The sequence below is a fragment of the Burkholderia sp. BCC1644 genome (assembly GCF_902833225.1).
GTDB lineage: Bacteria > Pseudomonadota > Gammaproteobacteria > Burkholderiales > Burkholderiaceae > Burkholderia.
Genome location: NZ_CADFEI010000002.1, coordinates 590,680 through 612,522 on the forward strand (window position 1 = coordinate 590,680; position 21,843 = coordinate 612,522).

The 21,843-nt window shown below is 68.5% G+C and carries 24 protein-coding genes; 13 read left to right on the forward strand and 11 right to left on the reverse strand.

The window, feature by feature from the left end:
- Positions 1 to 75: 75 nt before the first annotated feature.
- Positions 76 to 1,065, forward strand: a complete 990-nt coding sequence (locus HWX87_RS06035; RefSeq protein WP_176046243.1) for a PDR/VanB family oxidoreductase — start codon at positions 76 to 78, stop codon at positions 1,063 to 1,065.
- Positions 1,066 to 1,236: 171 nt separating this feature from the next.
- Here the strand turns inward: HWX87_RS06035 and HWX87_RS06040 are convergent, their stop codons facing one another.
- From HWX87_RS06040 to HWX87_RS06065, 6 genes are all read right to left on the reverse strand, one after another.
- Positions 1,237 to 2,157, reverse strand: a complete 921-nt coding sequence (locus HWX87_RS06040; protein ID WP_176046244.1) for a LysR family transcriptional regulator — start codon at positions 2,155 to 2,157, stop codon at positions 1,237 to 1,239.
- 92 nt (positions 2,158 to 2,249) lie between these two features.
- Positions 2,250 to 3,170 carry a LysR family transcriptional regulator gene (locus HWX87_RS06045; protein WP_059494762.1) on the reverse strand — a complete coding sequence of 307 codons (921 nt, stop codon included), beginning with the start codon at positions 3,168 to 3,170 and terminating at the stop codon, positions 2,250 to 2,252.
- 65 nt (positions 3,171 to 3,235) lie between these two features.
- Positions 3,236 to 3,949 carry an ethyl tert-butyl ether degradation protein EthD gene (locus HWX87_RS06050; RefSeq protein ID WP_176046245.1) on the reverse strand — a complete coding sequence of 238 codons (714 nt, stop codon included), beginning with the start codon at positions 3,947 to 3,949 and terminating at the stop codon, positions 3,236 to 3,238.
- Positions 3,950 to 3,952: 3 nt separating this feature from the next.
- A complete protein-coding gene (locus tag HWX87_RS06055; RefSeq protein ID WP_176046246.1) occupies positions 3,953 to 4,474 on the reverse strand; it encodes a flavin reductase in 522 nt (173 codons plus the stop codon).
- 38 nt (positions 4,475 to 4,512) lie between these two features.
- The gene (locus tag HWX87_RS06060) at positions 4,513 to 5,706 is read right to left on the reverse strand and encodes an acyl-CoA dehydrogenase family protein (RefSeq protein ID WP_176046247.1); all 1,194 of its coding nucleotides are present in this window, start codon (positions 5,704 to 5,706) and stop codon (positions 4,513 to 4,515) included.
- 49 nt (positions 5,707 to 5,755) lie between these two features.
- Positions 5,756 to 7,090 carry an MFS transporter gene (locus tag HWX87_RS06065; RefSeq protein WP_176046248.1) on the reverse strand — a complete coding sequence of 445 codons (1,335 nt, stop codon included), beginning with the start codon at positions 7,088 to 7,090 and terminating at the stop codon, positions 5,756 to 5,758.
- A gap of 322 nt (positions 7,091 to 7,412) precedes the next feature.
- Here HWX87_RS06065 and HWX87_RS06070 point away from each other — a divergent pair, with 322 nt between their 5' ends.
- The 3 genes from HWX87_RS06070 to HWX87_RS06080 all read left to right on the forward strand — a co-directional run bounded on the left by HWX87_RS06070 (position 7,413) and on the right by HWX87_RS06080 (position 9,648).
- Positions 7,413 to 8,696: an aromatic ring-hydroxylating dioxygenase subunit alpha gene (locus HWX87_RS06070; RefSeq protein WP_176046249.1), complete on the forward strand. Its 1,284-nt coding sequence runs from the start codon at positions 7,413 to 7,415 to the stop codon at positions 8,694 to 8,696.
- A complete protein-coding gene (locus HWX87_RS06075; RefSeq protein ID WP_176046359.1) occupies positions 8,693 to 9,196 on the forward strand; it encodes an aromatic-ring-hydroxylating dioxygenase subunit beta in 504 nt (167 codons plus the stop codon). The genes HWX87_RS06070 and HWX87_RS06075 overlap by 4 nt, the downstream gene beginning before the upstream one ends.
- Before the next feature lie 65 nt (positions 9,197 to 9,261).
- On the forward strand, positions 9,262 to 9,648 hold the full coding sequence (locus tag HWX87_RS06080) for a tautomerase family protein (protein ID WP_176046250.1): 387 nt from the start codon (positions 9,262 to 9,264) through the stop codon (positions 9,646 to 9,648).
- A gap of 44 nt (positions 9,649 to 9,692) precedes the next feature.
- On the opposite strand, the gene HWX87_RS06085 is transcribed toward HWX87_RS06080, so the two are convergent.
- A complete protein-coding gene (locus HWX87_RS06085) occupies positions 9,693 to 11,246 on the reverse strand; it encodes an ATP-binding protein (protein WP_176046251.1) in 1,554 nt (517 codons plus the stop codon).
- Between the two features lie 166 nt (positions 11,247 to 11,412).
- On the opposite strand from HWX87_RS06085, the gene HWX87_RS06090 reads away from it, so the two are divergent.
- The 5 genes from HWX87_RS06090 (at position 11,413) to HWX87_RS06110 (ending at position 15,586) form a co-directional block, all read left to right on the forward strand.
- Positions 11,413 to 12,606 carry an acyl-CoA dehydrogenase family protein gene (locus HWX87_RS06090; RefSeq protein ID WP_176046252.1) on the forward strand — a complete coding sequence of 398 codons (1,194 nt, stop codon included), beginning with the start codon at positions 11,413 to 11,415 and terminating at the stop codon, positions 12,604 to 12,606.
- A gap of 113 nt (positions 12,607 to 12,719) precedes the next feature.
- Positions 12,720 to 13,097 (forward strand): hypothetical protein, encoded by a 378-nt coding sequence (locus HWX87_RS06095; RefSeq protein WP_176046253.1) that lies wholly within the window; start codon positions 12,720 to 12,722, stop codon positions 13,095 to 13,097.
- An 8-nt stretch (positions 13,098 to 13,105) separates the two neighbouring features.
- Positions 13,106 to 13,627, forward strand: coding sequence for a nuclear transport factor 2 family protein (locus HWX87_RS06100; RefSeq protein WP_176046254.1), 522 nt, complete (start codon positions 13,106 to 13,108; stop codon positions 13,625 to 13,627).
- A 31-nt stretch (positions 13,628 to 13,658) separates the two neighbouring features.
- On the forward strand, positions 13,659 to 14,783 hold the full coding sequence (locus HWX87_RS06105) for an amidase (RefSeq protein WP_176046255.1): 1,125 nt from the start codon (positions 13,659 to 13,661) through the stop codon (positions 14,781 to 14,783).
- A gap of 59 nt (positions 14,784 to 14,842) precedes the next feature.
- A complete protein-coding gene (locus HWX87_RS06110; protein WP_176046256.1) occupies positions 14,843 to 15,586 on the forward strand; it encodes an SDR family NAD(P)-dependent oxidoreductase in 744 nt (247 codons plus the stop codon).
- Positions 15,587 to 15,673: 87 nt separating this feature from the next.
- On the opposite strand, the gene HWX87_RS06115 is transcribed toward HWX87_RS06110, so the two are convergent.
- On the reverse strand, positions 15,674 to 16,309 hold the full coding sequence (locus HWX87_RS06115) for a response regulator (protein WP_176046257.1): 636 nt from the start codon (positions 16,307 to 16,309) through the stop codon (positions 15,674 to 15,676).
- Positions 16,310 to 16,662: 353 nt separating this feature from the next.
- On the opposite strand from HWX87_RS06115, the gene hpaC reads away from it, so the two are divergent.
- Entirely contained in the window at positions 16,663 to 17,208 is a 546-nt protein-coding gene (gene hpaC / locus HWX87_RS06120; protein WP_176046258.1) for a 4-hydroxyphenylacetate 3-monooxygenase, reductase component, read from the forward strand.
- An 11-nt stretch (positions 17,209 to 17,219) separates the two neighbouring features.
- Here the strand turns inward: hpaC and HWX87_RS06125 are convergent, their stop codons facing one another.
- Both HWX87_RS06125 and HWX87_RS06130 read right to left on the reverse strand, forming a co-directional pair.
- Positions 17,220 to 18,470, reverse strand: coding sequence for a YbfB/YjiJ family MFS transporter (locus HWX87_RS06125; RefSeq protein WP_176046259.1), 1,251 nt, complete (start codon positions 18,468 to 18,470; stop codon positions 17,220 to 17,222).
- A gap of 176 nt (positions 18,471 to 18,646) precedes the next feature.
- Complete coding sequence (locus HWX87_RS06130; RefSeq protein ID WP_176046260.1) at positions 18,647 to 19,192, reverse strand: alpha/beta hydrolase; 546 nt, start codon at positions 19,190 to 19,192, stop codon at positions 18,647 to 18,649.
- Between the two features lie 116 nt (positions 19,193 to 19,308).
- Between HWX87_RS06130 and HWX87_RS06135 the strand changes: the two genes are divergently transcribed.
- From HWX87_RS06135 to HWX87_RS06140, 3 genes are all read left to right on the forward strand, one after another.
- Positions 19,309 to 19,764, forward strand: coding sequence for an Lrp/AsnC family transcriptional regulator (locus tag HWX87_RS06135; RefSeq protein WP_176046261.1), 456 nt, complete (start codon positions 19,309 to 19,311; stop codon positions 19,762 to 19,764).
- A 361-nt stretch (positions 19,765 to 20,125) separates the two neighbouring features.
- The gene (locus HWX87_RS38210) at positions 20,126 to 20,248 is read left to right on the forward strand and encodes a hypothetical protein (protein ID WP_006766865.1); all 123 of its coding nucleotides are present in this window, start codon (positions 20,126 to 20,128) and stop codon (positions 20,246 to 20,248) included.
- A gap of 58 nt (positions 20,249 to 20,306) precedes the next feature.
- On the forward strand, positions 20,307 to 21,260 hold the full coding sequence (locus HWX87_RS06140; protein ID WP_176046262.1) for a leucyl aminopeptidase: 954 nt from the start codon (positions 20,307 to 20,309) through the stop codon (positions 21,258 to 21,260).
- 19 nt (positions 21,261 to 21,279) lie between these two features.
- Here HWX87_RS06140 and HWX87_RS06145 read toward each other — a convergent pair whose 3' ends face one another.
- Positions 21,280 to 21,789, reverse strand: coding sequence for a GNAT family N-acetyltransferase (locus HWX87_RS06145; RefSeq protein WP_176046263.1), 510 nt, complete (start codon positions 21,787 to 21,789; stop codon positions 21,280 to 21,282).
- Between the last annotated feature and the right edge of the window lie 54 nt (positions 21,790 to 21,843).

Here is a 21,843-nt window from a genome sequence, read left to right on the forward strand (position 1 = left end):
GCCCATCCCTATTCTCGATCGCATGACGGCGCGGTGTCTGCCGCGCCGCGTTCCTCCTACCCCACGGAATTTCCCATGCAAGCGAACCGCCACCAGGTCCGGATCGACGCGCTGATCGACGCGGCGCAGGACATCCGCTGTTTCCGGGTTTCGCGCGTCGACGGCCAGCCGTTCGATACGTACGAACCGGGCGCCCATATCGACGTCACCGCACCGTCCGGCATCACGCGCCAATACTCGCTGTGCGGCAACCCCGACGAGCGCGGCAGCTACCTGTTCGCGGTGAAGAAGGAAGCGCAGTCGCGCGGCGGCTCGCGGTCGCTGCACGACGACGTGGCCGTCGGCGCCGAGCTGTCGATCGGCGCGCCGCGCAACCTGTTTCGTCTGACGGATGACGCGAGCGAGCACGTGCTGATCGCGGCCGGCATCGGCATCACGCCGCTGCTGTCGATGGCGTACGCGCTGCATGCGCGCGGCGCGCGCTACCGACTGCACTACTTCGCACGCAGCCGCGAGCATGCGGCCTTTGTCGACGAACTGTCCGCCGAGCCGTTCGCGTCGCACGTGACGTTCCACTACGGCGTCGAGCCCGCTGCGCTCGCGGTCGAACTCGACCGCTGCGTCGCGGCGGTCGATGCGCACGCGCATGTCTACACGTGCGGCCCCGGACCGTTCATGGATGCGGTCGTCGCGGCGGCCGCGACGCGCGTGCCCGAAGACTCGATCCATCTCGAACGTTTCGCGGCGGAACCCGTCGCTGCCGATGCGGGCCACGCCGAAGCCGGCGCCGGCCCGGCCGACGGCTTCGAAGTCCGCCTGCAGCGCAGCGGGCAATCGGTGCGCGTCACGCCCGACACGTCGATCGTCGATGCGCTCGCGCGGATCGGCATCGAAGTCGATACGTCATGCGGCGAAGGCGTGTGCGGCACCTGCATGGTGCCCGTCATCGACGGCGAGCCCGATCATCGCGACCACTGTCTCAGCAAGGCCGAGCGCGCGAGCAATACGGTGATCTGCTGCTGTGTGTCGCGTGCGCGCTCGGCGGTGCTGGTGCTCGATCTCTGACGCTTGCGGCACACGCGGCGCCGGTTCAAGACGTCCCGTGTCGTCGAACCGCTCGACGACATCGGCCGGCAATCCGCATTGCCGTCGTCCTCATGAGTCGCGCGTCGTCGAACCACTCGACGCTTCCGGCCGGCAACGCACGCATCCACGCATCGCCTTCGTCCTCAAGACTCACGCGTTGTCGAACTGCTCGACGAGTTCGGCCAGCAACATGCGCATCCACGCATTGCCTTCGTCTTCATGGAAGTGCTCGTGCCAGTGCATCGTCACCGGCGCGGGCGGCAGCGTGACGGGCAGGCCGTACAGGCGGAATGCATTGTCGCGGTTCAGGATCTGCGCGAGCCGCTTCGGCAGCGTCGCATAGAGATCGGTGACCGACAGCACGCTCGGCAGCGCGACGAAGTGCGGCACTTCCAGCGCGATGTTGCGGCCCACGCCCTGCGTGCGCAATGCGTCGTCGAGCGCGTGATGGCTGTGCTCGACCGACTTCACGTTGACGTGCGCGGCGCGCACGAACTGCTCGAGACTCAGCGCGGCCCCGCTCGGCAACCCGCGCCGGCGGCCCGTCATGCACACGTAGGTTTCCTCGAACAGCATCTGGTGACGCGTGCGCGGCATCAGCTCCGGCAGGTTGCCGATCGCGAAATCCAGCCGGCTCGCGCGCAGCGCTTCCTCGATCTCCTCCACCGGCAGCGGCTGCACGCTCAGCGTCACGCGCGGCGCGCGCTCGCGCAGCGCCTGGCAGATCGCGGGCAAGTACGCCATCTCCCCCGCATCCGACAGCGACAGCCGGAACGTACGCGTGCTGGTCGCCGGATCGAAGCGCTCGGCGTAGCGCAGCGCGACGCGCACCATGTCGAGCGCCTTGCCGACGATCCCCGCGAGCTCGAGCGCGACCGGCGTCGGCTGCATGCCCGAGCGCGTGCGCACGAACAGCGGATCGTCGAACAGCGTGCGCAACCGCCCGAGCGAATAGCTGACGGCCGGCTGCGACAGCGCGAGCCGCTCGCCGGCCTTCGTCAGGCTGCGTTCCTCGACGATCGCCTGGAACACGCGCAACAGGTTCAGATCGAGATGATCGACCGACGTCATGACCGCCTCCACTATCACTATTCGTCAAATTGATGCGTGAACGCATTCTAAATCAGTGAAGCGGATTTTTACGCAGGTGCGCGCCATCGCCGTCAGGCTTCCGGGCGATGGAACATCTCGTGGATCACGCCGCGCAGCCACGCAATGCCCGGGTCCGCCGCGAACTGCACGTGCGTGTGCATCTGGATTTCGATCGGCGGCAGCACGAACGGCAACGGGAAGATCCGGAACGCGCGGCCGCGGTTGAAGCGCTCGGCGACGCTGCGCGGGAAGATGATCGCCAGATCGGTGTGCTGCACGATCTCCGGCGCGACGATGAAGTGCGGCAGCCGCAGCACGACGGTGCGCTCGACGTGCAACGCGTCGAGCCACTTCTCGACCATCCGGTGGCCGGTCGCATTGCTGCTTGCGTAGATGTAGCGCAGCGCGGTCAGGTCCTCCTGCGTCGGCGCGCGCTTGCGCAGCGGATGGCCGGCCCGCACCATGCACACGTGCTCGTCCGAGAACAGCGTTTCGCTCACGCAGCCGGGGCCCGGATCGGGCACGTAGCCGAGCGCGAGATCGATCTCGCCGCTGCGCATCGCAGCGCCGACCGCGTCGACCGTCGCGCTCGCGATATCGACGCGAATACCGGGTGCGACGTCCGCAAGCCTCGCCAGCAGCGGCGGCAGGAAATAGAACTCCGACATGTCGGACATCGACAGCCGGAAGGTGCGGTTCGCGGTGGCCGGATCGAAGTGCGCGACCTGCTGCACCGCGAGATCGATGATGCCGAACGCGCGCGTCAGCGGGCCGTGCAGCTGGCGCGCCGTGTCGGTCGGCGCCATGCCGGTCGGCGTGCGCACGAACAGCGGATCGTCGAACAGGTTGCGCAGCCGCCGCAACGCGTGGCTGACGGCCGGCTGCGTGAGCCCGAGCCGCTCGCCGGCCGCGGTCAGGCTACGCAGCTCCGAGATCGCGAGAAACACGCGCAGCAGGTTGAGGTCGGTGACGACCGGACGGGATTGGGTCATGGCGCTCGTGAGCCGCGGCGGGGGCGTCGACGCGGCGGACCCGCAATCGCGCGACGCGGCGCGGACTACTCGATCGATGTTATCTCAAAACTTTCGCTCGTCATCGGGAAATGTGGCGTGGCACCGGTGAACGGCGGCAGCGCGTCGAAATCCCTGCGCATCAGCAGACGGACCGGCGACGCCAGCGCGTGCTCCAGCGCACCGGCATCGTCGAACACGACCTTGTTGCGCTGCATCGCATCCGCGCGCGGCACCGGCAGCGCGGTCCGGTAATCGATGCGCGTATAGATCTCGATCGCGCGGATGCCCGGCAACTGCGCCATCAGCGGCGGATGATGATCGAGATAATGCGACAGCCACGCGTTCGGGTCCGCGGCTTCGCCGTCGTAGCTGACGAGGTAGGTGCAGCTTTGCGCGGCCGCGCGCGGGCCGGCCAGCGCGATCGGGCGTACGGCCATCGCCTGCTGGACGACGCGCCGCCCGGCTGCCTGCCAACGCGCGACGCACGCGTGCGCGGCCCCCGTCGGCGCAAGCATCGCTTCGAGCGTGCCGAGTTCGGCAAAGTAGCCTTGCACCACGCATGCCGGCGACGGCGGGCGCGCGACGGGGTCGGCGCGATCGGCGGCCAGCGCGGCGGGCCGATGCACGACCAGCCGCGTCAGCCCGGGCACCGCGCGCAGCGCCGCCATCGCATCATCGAGGCCCGGTGGCGGCCCGCCGGCGTCATCGTGAAAGGCGTCATCGCCACGATCGACGATCAGGAACAGGCAAATGTCCATCCGTCACCCCGCCTGCACGGCCAGCGGATGCGCGAGCCGGTGGAACGCGCGGCCGAAGTAGATCAGCCCGTCGGCCGCCGCATGCAGCGCGATATGGTCGACCTCGACGAACATCACCGAATGCGAGCCGACCGTCTTGCTGTCGATGATGCGCCCTTCGAGGCTGACGTTCGCGTCGGCCAGCACCGGGACGCCGGTTTTCCCGTCCCGCCAGCGCGCATCGTCGAAACGCGTGTCGCCCGGCGCCATGCCGGCGAACGCCCTCGCGACCTCCTGGCACGCGGACGGCAACAGGTTGATCGCGACGCGCCCGTTGCCGTGCATGATGTCGTGCGCACGGCTGCCGCGGTTGACGCACACCAGCATCGTCGGCGGCGTGTCGGTCACCGAGCAGACCGCGCTCGCGGTGATGCCCCAGCGGCCGTGCGTGCCGTCGGTGGTAATGACGTTGACGCCGGCCGGCAGGCGCGACATCGCCTCGCGAAAGTCCTGGCGCATGTCGTCGTGGATCGTTGCATCGTTCATCTCAAGCTCCTGCTGCGAAGAATCGGCGCGATCGCCGGTCACGGATACGGCGTCACGGGTGCGATGCCGGCGAACACGGCGCCGGAGCCGTCATAGGTCGCCTCGCCGAGAAACGCGTGCTGCGTGACGACGATCGAATCGCGCACCAGTTGCTGCAGCCGGTTCTCGCGATAGATCGCGGCCGTGCCCGCGAGCTGGTACGCCTGCATCACGACCTTCGCGCACACCTGCGCCGCGTGCGTCGCGCTCAGCCGCAGCAGGTTGGCCTGTTGCGGCGACACCGGACGGCCGGCGGCCAGCGACGCCCACGCGGCTTCCGCCGTCTCGTAGAAAAACGCGCGCGCGCTGCGCCAGTCGGCCTCGGCCTTCGCGAGGCCCTCGCGGTAGTACGGACGATCGGCGAGACGCGGCGCACCGGTCGTCGTCTTCGTCGCGCCCGACATGGCGGTGAGCAGGTCGAGCGCGGCGCGCGCGATGCCGACGTTGACCGCCGCATGCACCTGCGCCTGGTAAGCGACCGCCGGATAGCGGTACAGCGGCTCGTCGACGGTCGGCTCGCCGCCGCGCACGAAGGTCCAGGCTTCGTCGACGAACCGGTCGTTCAGCGCGAGATCGTGACTGCCGGTGCCCTGCATGCCGACGACACGCCAGTTCTCGACGATCTCGACGTCGTCGGCGCGAAACACGGCCGTGAACGGCTTGCCCGGCGCCCCGCCGTCGGCAGGCGCACCGCCGATGCCGACGCCGATCCAGTCCGCGCCCTTGCAGCCGCTCGCGAAGCGCCAGCGCCCAGTCACGCGGTAGCCGCCCGGCGCGCGCTGCGCCGGCTGCAGCGGGTACAGACCACCGGCGAACACCTGGTCGGGACCGTCCGCATAGATCATGCGTTGCGTGTCGAGCGGCAGCGCGGCGAGGTAGGTATTGGCCGAACCGAATGCCGCGACCCACGCGGCCGACCCGTCGGCGACCGCGATCCGTTCGAGCATCGCGAGGAACACGTGCGGCGGCAGCGCGTCGCCGCCGAAGCGGCCCGGCGTGCCGGCGCGGAAGATGCCCGCGCGCTTCATCATCGCGATCACGTCGCGCGGCACGTGCGACAGCCGGTCGAACTCGTCGCGCCTGCGTTCGACTTCGGCGATCACCGCCTCGAGAGGCAGCGGCGAGCGGTCGGCCGGTTGCGGTGACGCGGGCGCGTCGGGCACGACGGCACGAATGGTGGAATTGGCTTGCATGGTGACTTCCTGAAAGGGCGAAGGGTCTGGACGAAAGGCGTGGCGACGGTCAGCGCGAGCGGGCTGCATCGCGCATCGCCTTCGGGTGGGTTTCCGGCGCGATGCAGGTCGCGACGACCGTGATCGCACCGAGGATCACGAGATAGATGACGATCGGCGTCGCGCTGCGGTAATGCGCAAGCAGCGCGGTCGCGATCACCGGCGACAGCCCGCCGCCGAGCACCGACGCCATTTCGCGGCCGATGCCGAGCCCCGAGAAGCGCAGGTGCACGGGCAGCAGTTCGCTGATGAACGCCGGCTGCGCACCTTCGAGGATGCCGATCGCGACGCTGTTCGCCAGGATCAGCGCGACGATCACGTGCGAGAAGCGGCCGGACTGCAGCAGCGTGAAATACGGATACGCGATCAGCACGACGGCGACGGCGCCGAGCAGGTAGACCGGCTTGCGGCCGACCCGATCGGTCAGGCGGCCCGCGAACAGCGTCACCGGAATCATCAGCAGCATCGAGATCACGAGCCCGCTCAGCAGCCACGAAGCATCGAGGCCGATGAACTTCCCGTATGCGAGCGAGAATGCGAAGAACAGATACGACACCGCGCCTTCGCCGAACCGCAGCCCGAACACCGTCAGCACCTCGCGCGGGCATTCGCGCAATACGTCGACGAGCGGCGTCGCGCTGGACTTCCGCGTCGAACGCGCTTCGGCGAATTCCGCGCTTTCGCCGACCGAGCGGCGCATCCACAGGCCGAACCCGACCAGCACGATGCTCGCGAGGAACGGGATGCGCCAACCCCAGCGCTCGATGTCGGCGGCCGGCAACTGCTGCACGAGCAGGAACGCGGCGGTCGACAACACGAAGCCGAACGCCGCGCCGCACGGACTCCACGCGGCCAGCGCGCCGCGCCGCCCGGCCGGCGCGTTCTCGTGAATCAGCAGGATGCTGCCGCTCCATTCTCCGCCGGCGGCGAGCCCCTGCAGCACGCGCAGCAAGACGAGCGCGACCGGTGCAGCGATGCCGATCTCTCGATAGGTCGGCAACAGCCCCATCCCGACCGTCGCCGCGCCCATCGTCAACATCGTCAGCATCATCACGGTCTTGCGGCCGTAACGATCGCCGATGTGCCCGCACAGCAGGCCGCCGATCGGGCGCGCGACGAAGCCGACCGTGAAGCCGCCGAACGCCGCGATCGTGCCGGTCAGCGGATCGCTGCCGACCGGAAAGAACAGCTTGCCGAACAGCAGCGCGGCGGCCGTCCCGTACAGGAAGAAGTCGTACCATTCGAGTGCCTGCCCGAGCACGGCCGTGGTGACCGCGCGTCGAACCGAATTCGTGCCGCGGGAAGCGGGCAACGCAACCGCAGACAGGGGCGCCGGTGAGTTCATGTGGAGTCCGAATAGAGTCAGTTGTCCTGCCGGTCCGTCATCCGGCGGCAGGTCCGCGATCGAATCTGTTCACTGCGTCCGACCACGATAAGAGCGCAGCCGGACCCGGTCAAATTCCCGCCAAAAATGCCGCCCATGAATCGCATGCATGGTCGCGACGCATCGCGAGTCGCCCGCCTAATTATTCATCCGGCTTATTTGACTGCATTTTTTAGATCAATTTGACGGATGGAATCACGACGACGAAACTGGTCCCGCTATCCGCACGAGGTCCGCCCGACCGGGCCTTGCGCTTCCTCGCGACTCTTTCCCCACGACGACGATGAGCGACATTTCCTACCAGACGATCGACACCAGCGCGTTGCACGGTCTCGCGCAACCCGACCGCATCGCACCGGCGATGTATCACGATCCCGCGCTGTTCGAAGCCGAGCTCGACCGCATCTTCTACCGCACCTGGATCTGGGTCGCGCACGAAAGCGAGCTGCCGAACCCGGGCGACTTCATCACGACGACGATCGGCCGCCAGCCGGTGATCGTCGTGCGCGACAAGACCGGCGAGATCAACGTGCTGCAGAACCGCTGCCGCCATCGCGGCGCGACCGTGTGCGAATCGCACAAGGGCAACGCGAAGGGTTTCACGTGCCCGTATCACAGCTGGTCGTACGCGCTCGACGGCACGCTGCGCGCGCTGCCGTACGGCGACGGCTACGAAGGCGTGTGCGAGAAAGGCGACCTGCCGCTCGTGAAGCTGCGCGTCGGCGTGTACCAGGGCCTGATCTTCGCGAGCTTCAACGACGCGATCGAATCGCTCGAGGATTTCCTCGGCGGCGCAAAGCCGTGGATCGACCTGTTCATGAAGCAGGGCGCCGGTTACCCGATCAAGGCGAACGGCGAGCACAAGTTCAAGTTCAAGGGCAACTGGAAGATCCAGCTCGAGAACACGACCGACCTCTACCACTTCCCGGTCGTGCACAAGTCGTGGATGAAGTCGATCGACGACGAGACGGCTGCCGCGATCACGAGCTTCATGACGAGCGAGGACGCGTTCTGCCGCGGGCTCGGCAACGGCCACAGCCTCGCGGTGCTGATGCCCGAGCTGATCGACCTCGACGAAGACGACGGCGCGCCGCTGCCCGAGCGCTTCGCGCCGCTCGCGGCAAAGCTCGCCGAGCGCCATTCGCCGGAAGAAGTGCGCCGCATCGTGCGCTCGCTGATGGGCGTCGGCTTCAACCTGAACCTGTTCCCGAACCTCGCGCTGTCGATGGCGTTCTTCCGCGTGTTGCGGCCGATCTCGGCGAACGAAACCGAGATCCGCCACGTCGCGCTCGCGATGGACGGCGGCCCCGACGAAGCGAACCGCGAGCGGCTGCGCATCCACGAGCATTTCCAGGGCCCGTTCGGCTTCGGCAGCCCCGACGACGCGGAAGCGTGGGAACGCGTGCAACGCGGCGCGCATGCGGGCCCCGACGTGCCGATCCTCGTGAACCGCGGGCTGAACCGCGAGACGACCGCCGCGAACGGCGAAAAGACCGCCCATGCGACCGACGAGACCGGCATGCGCGAGGCCTACCAGCAATGGCGCAAGATGATGGAGCAACAATAATGGACGACCGCAACGCCCTCTTTTCCGAGCAGACCTTCGCCCGCGCGGTCGAATTCGTGTGGCGCGAGGCCGAGATGCTCGACCGCCGCGACTATCGCGCCTGGCTCGACCTGTGGGATCCGGCCGGCCATTACGTGGTGCCGATCGATCCCGACACGACCGATTTCGCGGCGACGCTGAACTACGTGTTCGACGACCAGGACATGCGCGAGAAGCGCGTGCAGCGGATGGTGTCCGGCTACTCGGCATCGGCGGCCGACGCGGCGCGCACCGTGCGCACCGTGTCGCGCTTCACGCTGGAAAGCGGCAGCGCCGACACCGTCGAGCTGAAATCGGCGCAGGTCGTCGTCGCGTACAAGCGCGGCGTCGCGACGCTGTTCGCGGCCGACGTCACGCACAAGCTGCACGTCGATGCCGAAGGCGAGATGCGGATCGCCGGGAAGGTCGTGCGCCTGATCGACTCGACCGAAGCACTCAGCGCGATCGGCTTCCTGCTGTAAGCCGTGGCCGGTTCGCCTCTGCACGCGCAAAGGTGAACCGGCAACCTTCACCTTTGCGGACCACCATGCCCACACTCGAGGTTTTCCTGCCGGCCGGCCATGACGACGCGCGCAAGGCCGAGCTGATCGCACGGCTGACCGGTGCAACCGTCGACGCGATCGGCGCACCGGTCGAATCCGTACGCGTGCTGCTCACCGAACTGCCCGCGACGCATATCGGCCTCGGCGGCCGCAGCGCCGCCGACGGCGCGCCGCCGTCGCTGCCGGTGATCGTCGCGATCCTGATCGCCGGCCGCACCGACGAACAGAAGCGCGCGCTGATCGCCGCGTTGTCCGATGCGGGCGCGAACGTGCTCGATGCACCGCTGCAGGCCACGCGCGTGATCATCAAGGACATTCCGAATACCGACTTCGGCATCGGCGGCCGGACCGCGCGGGCGCTGGGGCGCTGATCGTGCGCCGCGTGCCGCTGCCCGGCCGTGACGCGACGCAGCGGCTACGCGTGCGTGCCGGCGAGCGGCAACGTCACGCGGCAGTCGAGCCCGCCGCCGTCGGCCGGGCTCGCCGCGATCCGCCCGCCGTGACGCGTGACGATGCTCTTGCACAGCGACAACCCGATGCCGTTGCCGCCGGCCTTCGACGACGAGAATCCGTCGAACAGCCGGTCGTGCGCACCGTCGGCAATGCCCGGACCGTTGTCGATCGCACGCAGCTCCGCCAGCCCGGCGAGCTCTGCCGTACCGAGCGTCAGCGTGCGCGGCGTGCGCTCGCAACTGGCGAACGCCTCGATCGCATTGAACGCGAGATTCAGGATCACCTGCCCGATCAGCACGCGCTCGCAGCGGATCGGCAGCGGTGTACCGGCCTGCACGATCGCGACCGTCACGCCGGCCTCCTTCGCGCGCAACTCGATGAAGTAGGCGACATCGGCAAGGATGTCGCGCAGGTCGGCAACCGCGACGACCGGTTCGCGCTTCACGATGAATTCGCGCACGCTCTTGATGATCAGCGCCGCATGCTCGGCCTGCCGGTCGGCGCTGCGCAGCCCCCAGATCGCGTCGTCGACGGCGCCGCGCCCGTTCAGCCGCTGCACCGCCCCTTCGATGAAGTTGCGCACGGCCGCGAGCGGCTGGCTCAGCTCGTGCGCGATCACGCTCGCCATCTCGCCCATCGCGTTGTAGCGGCCCGCGTGTTCGAGCAGGCGCGCTTCGGCGCGGCGTGCGTCCTCGATCGCGACTTCGTCGCTCACGTCGCGGAACTGCACGAGCAGCCCGTCGAGATCGCCTTCGATCTCGACCTGCCGGCACAGGATGCGCAGCCAGCACGACGAGCCGTCGCGCCGCACGATCCGGTAGCGCTGCGGCGCGGACGGGTACGCCGACGGCGCATCGCGCAGTTGTGCGACAAGGCGGTCGCGATCGCTCTCGGAGCAGTAGTCGAGCACCTCGCCGAGCGGTTCGTCGGCTGCGAGCCCGAGCACGCGGCGCCCCGACTCGCTGATGAACTGCACGCCGCCGTGCGGCGTCACGACCGCGATGCCTTCGTCGAGATCCTGCATGAATTCGCGCAGCCGCGCCTCGTAGCGGCGCAGCTGCTGGCGGACCGCCTCTTCCGCGCTGATGTCGCGGAACTGCACCATCACGACGTCGCGCCCGCGCAGCGGCACGTAGGTCGCGGTAGCCTCGGACAGCATGTCGACGCCCGTCCGCGATCGATAGCACCATTCGTACACCTGCGGCCCGTCGACGAGCGCGCGATCCCATGCGCTCACCGCGATCTCGCGCTGGTATTTCGGCTCGGGACGCGTCATGTCCGGCGCCTTCAGCGGCAGCAGTTCCTCGACGGAAAAGCCGAGCGCGATGCACGCGGCGCGATTCGCCCACACGATCGCCTTCGTCTGCGCGTCGTGCAGCAGCACGCAGGTCGTCAGCGCGTCGAGCAGCCGGTGGAAATCGTCTTCGTCGGGGAAACTCATGATCGGATCGGGATGAAGGCGCGCGGCGTCGCGCGGCCGGAAACCCAACATAGCACCGGCGCGCGCCGGTCGCATCTGAAGATTTCTTTAGGCCGGCACGGAACCTCACCAGTCGCGCGGCCCAACGCACCAATTGCTGCGTGTTTTCGGCGTTTCTAGACTGGTTGCATCGTCGTGTTGCCACCCAGAACAGCACGCATGCCGCCCCGCATCCGAACCCTTATCCGCCCAGGAGACAACCATGCCGCAAGCCGCCCTCGCGATCGAACCCGCGCCGTCCTCCCAGCCCGTGGCAGGCGCCGCTGCCGCGCAGTTGTCGCCGCTCGACGCGGTGATCGAAACCGTCGCCGCGCGCCGCGAGGAATTCGACCGCCTGTCGCATGTGCCGCGCGACGTGATCGCGCTGTTCAAGCAGGCCGGCATCTATCGCGCGGGCACGCCGCGCCGCTTCGGCGGCGATGCGCTCGCGCCGACCGCGTTCCTCGACATGATCGAACGGATCGCGACCGCCGACGGCTCGGCTGCGTGGGTCGCGAGCTTCGGCTCCGCGAACGTCTATCTCGCCGCGCTGCCGCTCGAGACCCAGGCCGAGCTGTACGCGAGCGGCCCCGACCAGGTGTTCGCGGGCGGCCTGTTTCCGGTGCAGCCGGCGCAGGCCGCGCCGGGTGGCTGGCGCGTGAACGGCACGTGGAAATTCGCGAGCGGCTGCAAGGGCGCCGACTGGCTCGGCGTCGGCATCGCCGTGCCGGGCGCGCAGGACGCTGCACCGAACAAGCCGCGCACGGCCGTGTTCCGCGCGGCCGACGTCGAGATCGTCGAGAACTGGAGCGTGGTCGGCATGCAGGGCACCGGCAGCCATGACCTGCGCGTGAACGACCGCTTCGTGCCCGAAGCGTGGACCTTCGTGCGCGGCGGCGAACCGACCGTCGACGAACCGCTGTACCGCTACCCGACCGTCGCGTATGCAGCGCAGGTGCTGGCCGTCGTGAATCTCGGCCTCGCGCGCGCCGCGCTCGACGTCGTGAACCGGATGTCCGGTGGCCGGCAGACGACGACCGGCGCGCCGCGTCTCGCCGATCGCGCGTACTACCGCATCGAGCTCGCGAAGGCCGAGGCGCAACTGCGCTCGGCGCGCGCGTTCTTCTACGATGCGACCGACGCCGTATGGCAATCGATCCTCGCCGGCAACCCGGTGACGCCCGACCAGGTCAGCCTGCTGCGGCTCGCGGCGACGCAGATCGCGCGCGAAGGCGCGAGCGTCGTCGAACGCGCGTACCGCCTCGGCGGCACGGCGGCGATCTATCGCACGCATCCGCTGCAGCGGCTGCTGCGCGACGCGATGGTCGTCACGCAGCACGCGTTTCTCGGCGAGGGCAACTTCGACGGCGCCGGCGCGGTGTTCACCGGCGTGACGCCGTTTCCCGGCTATCTGTAACCCGCGTCGACCGAATTGTTTTTCAACGCGCATGACGCCGATGCCGATGCCGATGCCGAACCACCGTCGCCGGCCGGTTCATGCGCCTGACCCTTTCCCCTGGAGAACCTGATATGTCCGACTCGAATCCGCTGCCGCTGCGCGTCCTGTTCTGCTGCGGCGTGTCGCAGAACTTCTTCGACCTGCCGCGCGAGAAGATCAGCGAAGTGTGGCAGGCGTACGGCGCGATGCTCGCGGCCGTCGAGGCGATGCCCGGCGTGCGCGTGCTCGGCGTGATGGACGACGACCGCCTCGTGGTCGGCCAGGCCGACGGCGCGCCGTGGACGTTCTACATCATGGCCGACGTCGCCGATTTCGACACGACGGTCGCCGTGTGCAACCTGTACCGCACGACGCCGGTCGGCGAATACAACCTGTGGCGCTACGGCAAGATCGAAGCACGCGTCGGCCGCGCGCTGACCGTGCCGCCGGCCGCGAAGCCCGCAGCGTGAGGCACGCGATGGCCGACCTGTCACCGGATCCGATCGACGCGCTCGTGCAGCGCATGGCGGCGCTCGACGCCGAGCGTGCGGTGCGCGCGACGATCACGCGCTACATGGCGCTGTGCGACGTGCCCGAGGATGCCGGCGACGGCCCGTCGCTCGCCGGGCTGTTCACCGCCGACGCCGTGTGGGAAGGCATCGGCCCGCAATACGCGCGGAAGTTCGGCCGCCTCGAAGGCACGGCCGCGATCGTCGCGATGCTGGGCCGCTACCTGCCGCCCGACCCGCACTTCTCGGCGAACCTGCACTTCCTGACGTCGGAGTCGATCGAGATCGGCACCGGCAACGCCAGCGCGCGCGGCCGCTGGATCATGCTGCAGGCGTCGCGCTACGCGGACGGCACGGCCGAACTGATCGCCGCGCGGCTGACCATCGATTTCGCGCCGGCGGCCAGCGGCGCCGCATGGCTGATCCGTCATTTCCGCACCGAACGCGTGCTCGACGGCCCGTGGCCGCTCGCCGCCGCGCCACGGTCCTGATGCATTCCACCGCTTTCGCACGATACCGACCATGACAGGCTTCATCGACACCTTCACGCTCGGCGGCCCCGGCCCCACGATCGCGATCAAGGACACGATCGACATCGCGGGCCATCCGACCCGCGCGGCGAGCCGCGCGCTCGCCGACGCGCCGCCGGCCGCCCGACACGCGGACGTGGTCCGCCTGTTGCTCGACGCCGGCTGGCAGATCGCCGGCAAGGCGAACATGCATGAACTCGCGTTCGGCATGACGGGCATCAACGACTACACGGGCACGCCCGTCAATCCGCAAGACGCGACGCGCATCCCCGGCGGCTCGTCGAGCGGGTCCGCGTCGCTCGTCGGGCTCGGCGCGGTCGACGCGGCGCTCGGCACCGATACCGGCGGCTCGATTCGCGGGCCGGCCGCGTGCTGCGGCGTGGCCGGACTGAAGCCGACGTTCGGCCGCGTATCGCGGCGCGGCGTCGCGCCCACCGACACGACGCTTGATTGCGTCGGGCCGTTCGCGCGCGATATCCGCACGCTCGTCGCGGTGATGGCCGCGATCGCGCCGGGTTTCGATCGTGTGCAAGCGGCGGCGTCTGCGGCAGGCTGTACCGTCGCGCACGTCATCGTCGAAGCCGATCCGGCGATCGCCGCCGCGCTCGATGCGGCCGTCCGCGCATCGGGCCTGCGTTCGCACGCAGTCGTACTCGACGACATGCCGGCCTCGTTCGCGGCCGGGCTCACCGTGATCAACGCGGAAACGTCGCGCGCGTTCGGTCATCTGGTCGAAACCGGCCTGCTCGGCGCCGATCTCGATGCGCGCCTGCGCACGGCCGCGGCGACGACACCCGCGGCACTCGCGGAAGCCGAAGCCGTCCGCGCACGCTTCACCGCGCAGGTCGATGCGGCGCTCGACCATGCGGACGTGCTGGTGCTGCCGACGCTGCCCGCGCTGCCGATCACGCTGCAGCAGGCGCGCGACGGCGTGTCGGTCATCGCGATGTCGTCGCTGATCCGGCCGTTCAACCTGAGCGGCCATCCGGCGCTCAGCCTGCCGCTGCCGCTGGCCGGCTCGCCGCTGAAGGCCGGCCTGCAGATCGTCGGGCGCAAGGGCGCGGACGAACGGGTCTGCGCGATCGCGGCACACTTCGAAGCGGCACTCGCCGCGTGAATCACGATGCGGGCGGCGCTTGCTCCGGCGCGCACCCGCGAACCAGGGAACTACGCACCATGTCAGATCGAGTCGTCCTCGTCACCGGCGCCGCGCGCGGGCTCGGTGCCGTCATCGCCGAGCGCTTTCATGGAGCCGGCTACCGCGTCGCGCTCGCCGATATCGCCGCCGACGCCATTCACGCGCATGCGCGCGACCTCGACCCGAGCGGCGAACGCGTGATCGCGCTGCCGCTCGACGTCACGTCGAAACGCGATTTCGAAGCCGCGCGCGATGCGCTCGTCGCGCGCTGGGGCGCGATCGACGTGCTCGTCAACAACGCGGGCGCCTCGAAGGTCGTGCCGGCGATGGAGATCACGGCCGAGCAGTTCGACCAGGTGATCGACGTGAACCTGCGCAGCGTGCTGTTCGGCTGCCAGGTGTTCGGCCGGTATTTCGCGGAGCGTGGCGCGGGCCGCATCGTCAACATCGCCTCGCTCGCCGGGCAGAACGGCGGCTCGGCGACCGGCGCGCACTACGCGGCCGCGAAAGGCGGCACGCTGACGCTGACCAAGGTATTCGCACGCGATCTCGCGGCGCAGGGCGTGACCGTCAACGCGATCTCGCCGGGCCCGCTCGACCTGCCGATCGTGTATGAAAGCGTCGCGCCGGAAAAACTGCGTCAGGTGCTGGCGAGCCTGCCGGGCGGCAAGCTCGGATCGGCCGCATTCGTTGCGGATGCAGCCATCTTGCTCGCGTCGGGCGACGCGCATTTCGCGAACGGCGCGTGCTGGGACATCAACGGCGGGTTGTACATGCGCTGAGCGGCGGCGCGCACCGATTGCGCTGTGCCGACCGGTGCCGCACGGGACACGTGCGGGTACGCGTACGCCCGCGTGCCTGCGGCACTGCTATCGCGGCGGCTCTCCGTCGTCGCCCCACACGACCATCACGTCGCGCACGAGCGCGGCGATCGACGTCGCGCCGAGCTTCTCCTTGATGCTCGCGCGATGCACGTCGACGGTCTTCACGCTGATCGACAGGTCCGACGCGATCTGCTTGCTGCCCTTGCCGTCCACGACGCCGCGCAACACTTCCTTCTCGCGCGCGGTCAGCGCATCGAGCCGCTGGCGCAACTCGCGGTGGCGCTGGCTCACCGCATGCCGCTGCTGCGCGAGCCGCAGCGCGCGCTGCACGCGTTCGAGCATCTGCTGCGAGTTGTACGGTTTCTCGACGAAATCGATCGCGCCGTTCTGCAGCGCGCGCACCGACATCGGAATGTCGCCGTGCCCGCTGACGAAGATCACCGGCAGCGTCGCGCCACGCGCATTCAGTTCGGCCTGCACGTCGAAACCGCTTTTCTCCGGCATCCGCACGTCGAGCACCAGGCACGCGGGCAGGTTCACGTCGAAGCGCGCGAGAAAGTCGGCGGCGTTCGCGAACCCTTCGGACGCGATGCCGACCGATTCGAGCAACCACGCGAGCGACGTCCGCATGCCGCTGTCGTCGTCGACGATGTATACGATCGGTGCGGGTGACGTCGTCATCACGGGTGTCTCGCTGAATATCGGTATGGGTATCGCACGCGCTGCGCGAGAGGCCGGTGGCCGGCGTGCCGCGCGCGTCGTTCGCTGGGGGTGTGCGGCACATCATAACGAGCCGAAAACCCGCTGGAAACCCCTTCACGTGCCGCACGAACGCGTAATCGCGGTTTTTTTCGGGCGATGCGTCGCGCATCTAGGTAGAACCTTTAGACACGTTGGCGAGAACGCCATCTTCATCGTCAATCGTGCGAATGGTCGGCCGCATTTTCGCGACGTACGCTCGGGTCATCGTCGGCGATCCGGCGCTGCAGCGGCAGCGCTGCGCAACCGCCGCTTTCGTCCAACCAGGAGCGCCCATGTCTTCCACGACCGATAACCAGCGACCGGCGCGCGTCGAACCGACCGACGCGCAAAAGGCCTTCCGCCAGGCGATGGCCCACCTCGGCGCGGCCGTCAACGTCATCACCACGGCCGGGCCGCACGGCCGCTGCGGGATCACCGCGAGCGCCGTGTGCTCCGTCACCGATACGCCGCCGACGCTGCTCGTGTGCATGAACCGGTCGAGCGCGATGCATGCGGCCTTCGAGCGCAACCGCCATGTCTGCATCAACGTGCTGCCGGCCGAGCACGAGCTGCTCGCACGGCACTTCGCCGGGCTCACCGATGTGCCGATGGAGCGGCGTTTCGACCTGCCCGTGTGGGATCGGGGCGAGCAGGACGTGCCCGTGCTGCGCGACGCGCTCGCGAGCCTGCAGGGCACGATCGCCGAGATGAAGGAAGTCGGCTCGCATTCGGTGATGTTCATCGAGGCGACGTCGATTCGCGTGCGCGACGACGGCGACAGCCTCATCTACTTCAGCCGCGCGTTTCATCGCGTGTCGCGCACCGCGTGCGTGCGGTGACGTACGCGTGACTACGCGGGCGTTCGCAAGGCGCGCTGCCCGGCCGCAAGCGCCGCGCCGGCAAACAGCGTCAGCGCCGAATACACGAGCCCGCGCGCGAGCCCCGCGCTGTCCGATACCCAGCCGATCGCGACCGGCCCCGCGATCTGGCCGAACGCAAAGACCGTCGTGAACGCGCTGATCCCCTTCGCCCAGCCGTCGGGCGGCAGGTTGTGCCGCACGAAGGCCGTCGTCGACGCGACGGCCGACAGGAACGTCGCGCCGAACAGCACGCCCGACGCGAACGCGGCGGCCGGATGCACGAACATCGCCGGCATCAGCGTCGCGATGCCGAGCAGTGCGTTGAGCACCGCGAGCGCCTGGCCGCCGCGCATCCGGTCGAGCAACCCCGACCACAACCGCGCCGACACGACGGTCGCGACGCCGAGCATCACGTAGAACGCGGAGACCACCGTGCCGCTCACGCCCGCGCCGCGCAGCAGCGCGACGATGAACGTCATGTAGCCGATATAGCCGACACCGAACAGGCCGTAGCCGGCCAGCGCGAGCGAGAAGCGGGCCGGGCTCGCGGTCGCGGCCGGCGGCGTGCCGTCGCGCGGCCTGGGCGGCGCCGCATGCACATGCTCGATGCGGCGCGCGCCCGACACGGCCACCGCCGAGAACAGCACGCATGCGACCGCGAGCGCGAACCATGCCGGCTGCCAGCCGTGCACGCCATGCGTGAGCGTGGCCGGCACGAGCAGCGACGACGCGACGATGCCCCACCCCGTGCCGCCGTAGTAGAGACCCAGCAACAGCCCCGCATCGCGCGGCGACGCCGACGCGAGCCGCGCGGCCAGCACACCGCCGCTGATGAAGATCAGCGCGCTGCCGACGCCCGTTGCCAGCCGCTGCACGAGCAGCGCGTGCATGCCGGCCGTGAGCCCGCATGTCGCCATGAGCACCGCGGTCAGCACACAGCCGGCCGCCAGCAGCGTGCCCGCGCGCCAGCGCCGCGACAACAACGGAAACGCGAGCGCGCCGATCAGGTAGCCGGCCGCGTTCGCGGTGTTCAGCGCGCCGGCCTGCGCGAACGTCCAGCCGAGATCGGCCTTCATCGGCGGCAGCAGCAGCGCATACGAAAAGCGCGCGAGGCCGAGCGCGATCGCGCTGCCGAGCGACAGGCAGATCGCGAGCCGCCACGCGGCCATGCGATCGGGATCGGTTGCGCCGGCGTCCGGCCGCGAGGGGCCGGCATGCTCCGGTTGCGGCGCTGCGCGCATCGGGTCGTCTCCATCGTTGTTCGGATTCGAGGCTTCCGCCATCGTCGGTCGATCATACTTGAGCTGCCGCATCACCGGCGTGCCTCGGCGGCAGAATCCCGACGGCAGCCGCGCCCGGATCCAATTCCTCCATGCAACGACCTGAGGACTCGGGAAAACGACAAGCGCTCGCAGCGCTACCGTCCCAGTCCCGCGGCAAATGCGTCGAGCAGCGCCCGCCCCTCGCGCCATTCCGCCAGCCCGGACGCCACGTTCAGGTGGCCGCGCGCGCCGATCGGAAGCGGCGTCGCGCCGCGTTCCGTTACCCACTCGAGCGCGCGCCCCGACGGATCGTACGGGTCGTCCGAGCTCGCGACCGCAAGCACCGGCAAGCCGTCGAAGCGACCGTTCGGCAGGCGCGCGAACGCGCGGGCGGCAACCGGGAAACGCGGCCCCTCCGGATCGGGCACGGCCACGAGAAACGCGCCGCGCACCGCACGCGCCGCCACGGCATGCCAATGCGCGAACAACAGACAACCCAGCGAATGACAAATGACCAGCGGCGGAGTCCGCGCGTTTGCGACGGCCGCATCCAGCGCCGCGATCCAGTCGGTCAGGTCGGGCGCATCCCATGAAGCCGGCGCGATGCGCACGGCGTCGGGCAGCGCCGTTTCCCAGTGACTCTGCCAATGCTCCGGTCCCGAGTTGCCGATACCCGGCACGATCACGCTTGCTCGATCCATCATCACCTCCGTGAAAGGGAAGCCCGCAGTGTGACCCCGCGCTCGTCCGCCCGGAATGGCAAGTCATCGGTTATTGAGACAAAATGCCGATGAATCAACGGTACTGGAGGACGGCCATGCCGGACGAAGCACTGGATCGCCTGGATCTTGCGATCCTGGAAGCCCTGCAGGAAAACGCGCGGACGCCGCTGTCGGAGGTGGGCCGGCGTATCGGGCTGTCGCAGCCCGCAACCTCGGAACGCGTCAAGCGGCTGGAAGAGCGCGGCATCATCGCCGGCTACGGCGCACGGATCGATCCGGCTGCGTTGGGCCTGGGAATGACGGCCATCATCCGGCTGAAGACGACACACGAACACATCAAACCCGCACTGCGCGCGTTTGCCGAGATGCCGCATGTCATCGAAGTCCACCGCATGACCGGAGACGATTGTTTTCTGCTGAAGGTGCTGGTGCCGACACCGGGCCAGCTGGAGACCCTCATCGACGCGATTGCCCGTTTCGGCTCGGTCACGACTTCGCTGGTGTTGCGATCCGAACCGGTCAAGACGATCGGAAAGGCGCTGCTCGGATGACGCACGCATGCGGACCGGCCGCGTGGCGCCGATCCGGTCATTACATCGATCACAATAATCCGGGCAATTGATTTATCGATTAAAAATCATTGAATCAATTGCATCGATCGAGATTCAATCCACCGGAAATTGGCGTCGATTCCGTTATGTGCTTTATCCGGCTTTTTTCACGCATGAATCACAAACATCCGGTGTTTAGCACGCGTTGGCTAAAATCCTTGCAACGCATTGCATTCGCAAAATCGTCAGACTAATATCGACGCCACTTGTCCGGCATTCACAAAATGCTGAACGAGGAGCGGAAATATTTTTTACCGCGCTTTCATGTTGAATCACTCATGTTCACCACAGGAGAATTGACATGCAGGACACCCAGCAGATCGAATTGCTTGACTGGATGCAGGAAGACACGCACCCCGAGGCCGTCGACATGATGGTCGAGGACGCCGTGGTGCCGTTCGGCACCGCGCTCTGGCCGGTCTGAGCGGGCCACCCGTTCTCGCGGAAGGGCCGCGGCCCTTCCGCCGCTTCCGGAGATACGCATGCTGAACCTGCACCGCGCGCTCGGGTTTCACCCCGCGCTACGCGACAAGCTGGCGCGCGGCGAGTCGGGAAAACTGCTGGTCGGCTATGACACCCGCAACCGCGACATCGCGTTGCGCGCGTTTTCCGCCCTGCCCGCATCGCTCGACGCCACGACCCTCTGCCTCGAAAGCACCGCACCCGCCGACATCGCCGCCGCGCTCAACGACGCCGACCTGTTCGTGCTGCTGTACGACTCGTCGTGCCTGCCGACGCCGTCGCCGAGCGGTCCGCCGTTCCTCGCCGCGATCCGCCCGGCGATCGTCGAGCACTGGAGCAAGTCGGTTTTGTTCAAGGACTACGGCCCGCACCTCGACGAGGCGTTCGCCGAATCGCTCGACGACATCGCCGCACGCAACGGCCGGCTGATCGACGCGGCCGCACACGCATCGCAGATCCGCTTCATCGACGAAGCCGGCAACACGCTGACGGGCTCGCTCGCGCCGGACCAGAAATGGACGAGCGTGGACGGCATGGGCAATCTCGACGTCGTGCCCGGCGAGATCGCGACGCACGTCACCGACCTGAACGGCTCGGTCGTGTTCAGCGGCACGTTTCTCGGCACGGTGCCGTTCGCGATCAAGTACAAGGTGGCCGAGCAACTCGCGACGCTGCGGGTCGAGAACAGCACGATCGTCGATTTCGACACCGACGATGCGGGCTTCCGGCGCGATTTCTCGACCTATCTCGACCGGCACGCGAATCATCGGCGCATCGAGGAATTCGGCATCGGCACGAACCTCGGCATACGCGGGCTCTACGGCCGCAACGCGGGATTCGAGGAGCGCCATCCGGGCCTGCATCTCGGGCTCGGCGGCGGCGCAAACGGCAGCCACCACCTCGACCTGATCTTCGCGCGCGGCACGCTCGCGCTCGACGAGCGGATCGTGTTCGACGGCGCGTTCGCCGTCTGACGAGGAAGGGGGTGCGTGCTCAGGCTTCGGCGGCAGGCATGTCGCCGAGCCACTTGAACATCACGAGGCAGTCGACGAAGCCGAGCCGCGCGTGACGGTATGCGCGCGGCAGCCGGCCGACGATCTCGAATCCCAGCTTCTGCCACAGCGCGACCGCGACCGCGTTCGTCGCGACCACCGAGTTGAACTGCATCGCGAGGAAACCGCGCTCGCGCGCGACCTGCTGCGAGTGCTCGCACATCAGGCGCGCGACGCCGCGACCGCGCGCGGCCTCGCTCACCATGTAGCCGCAATTGCTCACGTGCTTGCCGGGCCCCGCCGCGTTCGCCTTCAGGTAGTACGAGCCGAGCACCACGCCGTCCTCTTCGGCGATCCACGTGCAAAGGGGTGCGGCGAGCCACAATGCGCGCGCCGCTTCCGGTGTCGGCTCCGGATCGAAAGCATAGGTTTCCTGAGCAGCGACGATGGCGCGATAGGTCGGCCAGAAACGCGGGAAATCGTCCTCGGTCATCGGGCGAATCGTGATCATGCGGGTTCTCTCGTGATTGGGATGTCGGCAGGCAAGCGATCGATCGTACCGCGA

Excerpts from the sequence above, each read along its gene's own strand:
- HWX87_RS06035 (WP_176046243.1), top strand. The coding sequence starts at position 76 with ATGCAAGCGAACCGCCACCAGGTCCGGATCGACGCGCTGATCGACGCG.
- HWX87_RS06040 (WP_176046244.1), bottom strand. The coding sequence starts at position 2,157 with ATGACGTCGGTCGATCATCTCGATCTGAACCTGTTGCGCGTGTTCCAG.
- HWX87_RS06045 (WP_059494762.1), bottom strand. The coding sequence starts at position 3,170 with ATGACCCAATCCCGTCCGGTCGTCACCGACCTCAACCTGCTGCGCGTG.
- HWX87_RS06050 (WP_176046245.1), bottom strand. The coding sequence starts at position 3,949 with ATGGACATTTGCCTGTTCCTGATCGTCGATCGTGGCGATGACGCCTTT.
- HWX87_RS06055 (WP_176046246.1), bottom strand. The coding sequence starts at position 4,474 with ATGAACGATGCAACGATCCACGACGACATGCGCCAGGACTTTCGCGAG.
- HWX87_RS06060 (WP_176046247.1), bottom strand. The coding sequence starts at position 5,706 with ATGCAAGCCAATTCCACCATTCGTGCCGTCGTGCCCGACGCGCCCGCG.
- HWX87_RS06065 (WP_176046248.1), bottom strand. The coding sequence starts at position 7,090 with ATGAACTCACCGGCGCCCCTGTCTGCGGTTGCGTTGCCCGCTTCCCGC.
- HWX87_RS06070 (WP_176046249.1), top strand. The coding sequence starts at position 7,413 with ATGAGCGACATTTCCTACCAGACGATCGACACCAGCGCGTTGCACGGT.
- HWX87_RS06080 (WP_176046250.1), top strand. The coding sequence starts at position 9,262 with ATGCCCACACTCGAGGTTTTCCTGCCGGCCGGCCATGACGACGCGCGC.
- HWX87_RS06085 (WP_176046251.1), bottom strand. The coding sequence starts at position 11,246 with ATGCGACCGGCGCGCGCCGGTGCTATGTTGGGTTTCCGGCCGCGCGAC.
- HWX87_RS06090 (WP_176046252.1), top strand. The coding sequence starts at position 11,413 with ATGCCGCAAGCCGCCCTCGCGATCGAACCCGCGCCGTCCTCCCAGCCC.
- HWX87_RS06095 (WP_176046253.1), top strand. The coding sequence starts at position 12,720 with ATGTCCGACTCGAATCCGCTGCCGCTGCGCGTCCTGTTCTGCTGCGGC.
- HWX87_RS06100 (WP_176046254.1), top strand. The coding sequence starts at position 13,106 with ATGGCCGACCTGTCACCGGATCCGATCGACGCGCTCGTGCAGCGCATG.
- HWX87_RS06105 (WP_176046255.1), top strand. The coding sequence starts at position 13,659 with ATGACAGGCTTCATCGACACCTTCACGCTCGGCGGCCCCGGCCCCACG.
- HWX87_RS06110 (WP_176046256.1), top strand. The coding sequence starts at position 14,843 with ATGTCAGATCGAGTCGTCCTCGTCACCGGCGCCGCGCGCGGGCTCGGT.
- HWX87_RS06115 (WP_176046257.1), bottom strand. The coding sequence starts at position 16,309 with ATGACGACGTCACCCGCACCGATCGTATACATCGTCGACGACGACAGC.
- hpaC (WP_176046258.1), top strand. The coding sequence starts at position 16,663 with ATGTCTTCCACGACCGATAACCAGCGACCGGCGCGCGTCGAACCGACC.
- HWX87_RS06125 (WP_176046259.1), bottom strand. The coding sequence starts at position 18,470 with ATGCGCGCAGCGCCGCAACCGGAGCATGCCGGCCCCTCGCGGCCGGAC.
- HWX87_RS06130 (WP_176046260.1), bottom strand. The coding sequence starts at position 19,192 with ATGGATCGAGCAAGCGTGATCGTGCCGGGTATCGGCAACTCGGGACCG.
- HWX87_RS06135 (WP_176046261.1), top strand. The coding sequence starts at position 19,309 with ATGCCGGACGAAGCACTGGATCGCCTGGATCTTGCGATCCTGGAAGCC.
- HWX87_RS38210 (WP_006766865.1), top strand. The coding sequence starts at position 20,126 with ATGCAGGACACCCAGCAGATCGAATTGCTTGACTGGATGCAGGAAGAC.
- HWX87_RS06140 (WP_176046262.1), top strand. The coding sequence starts at position 20,307 with ATGCTGAACCTGCACCGCGCGCTCGGGTTTCACCCCGCGCTACGCGAC.
- HWX87_RS06145 (WP_176046263.1), bottom strand. The coding sequence starts at position 21,789 with ATGATCACGATTCGCCCGATGACCGAGGACGATTTCCCGCGTTTCTGG.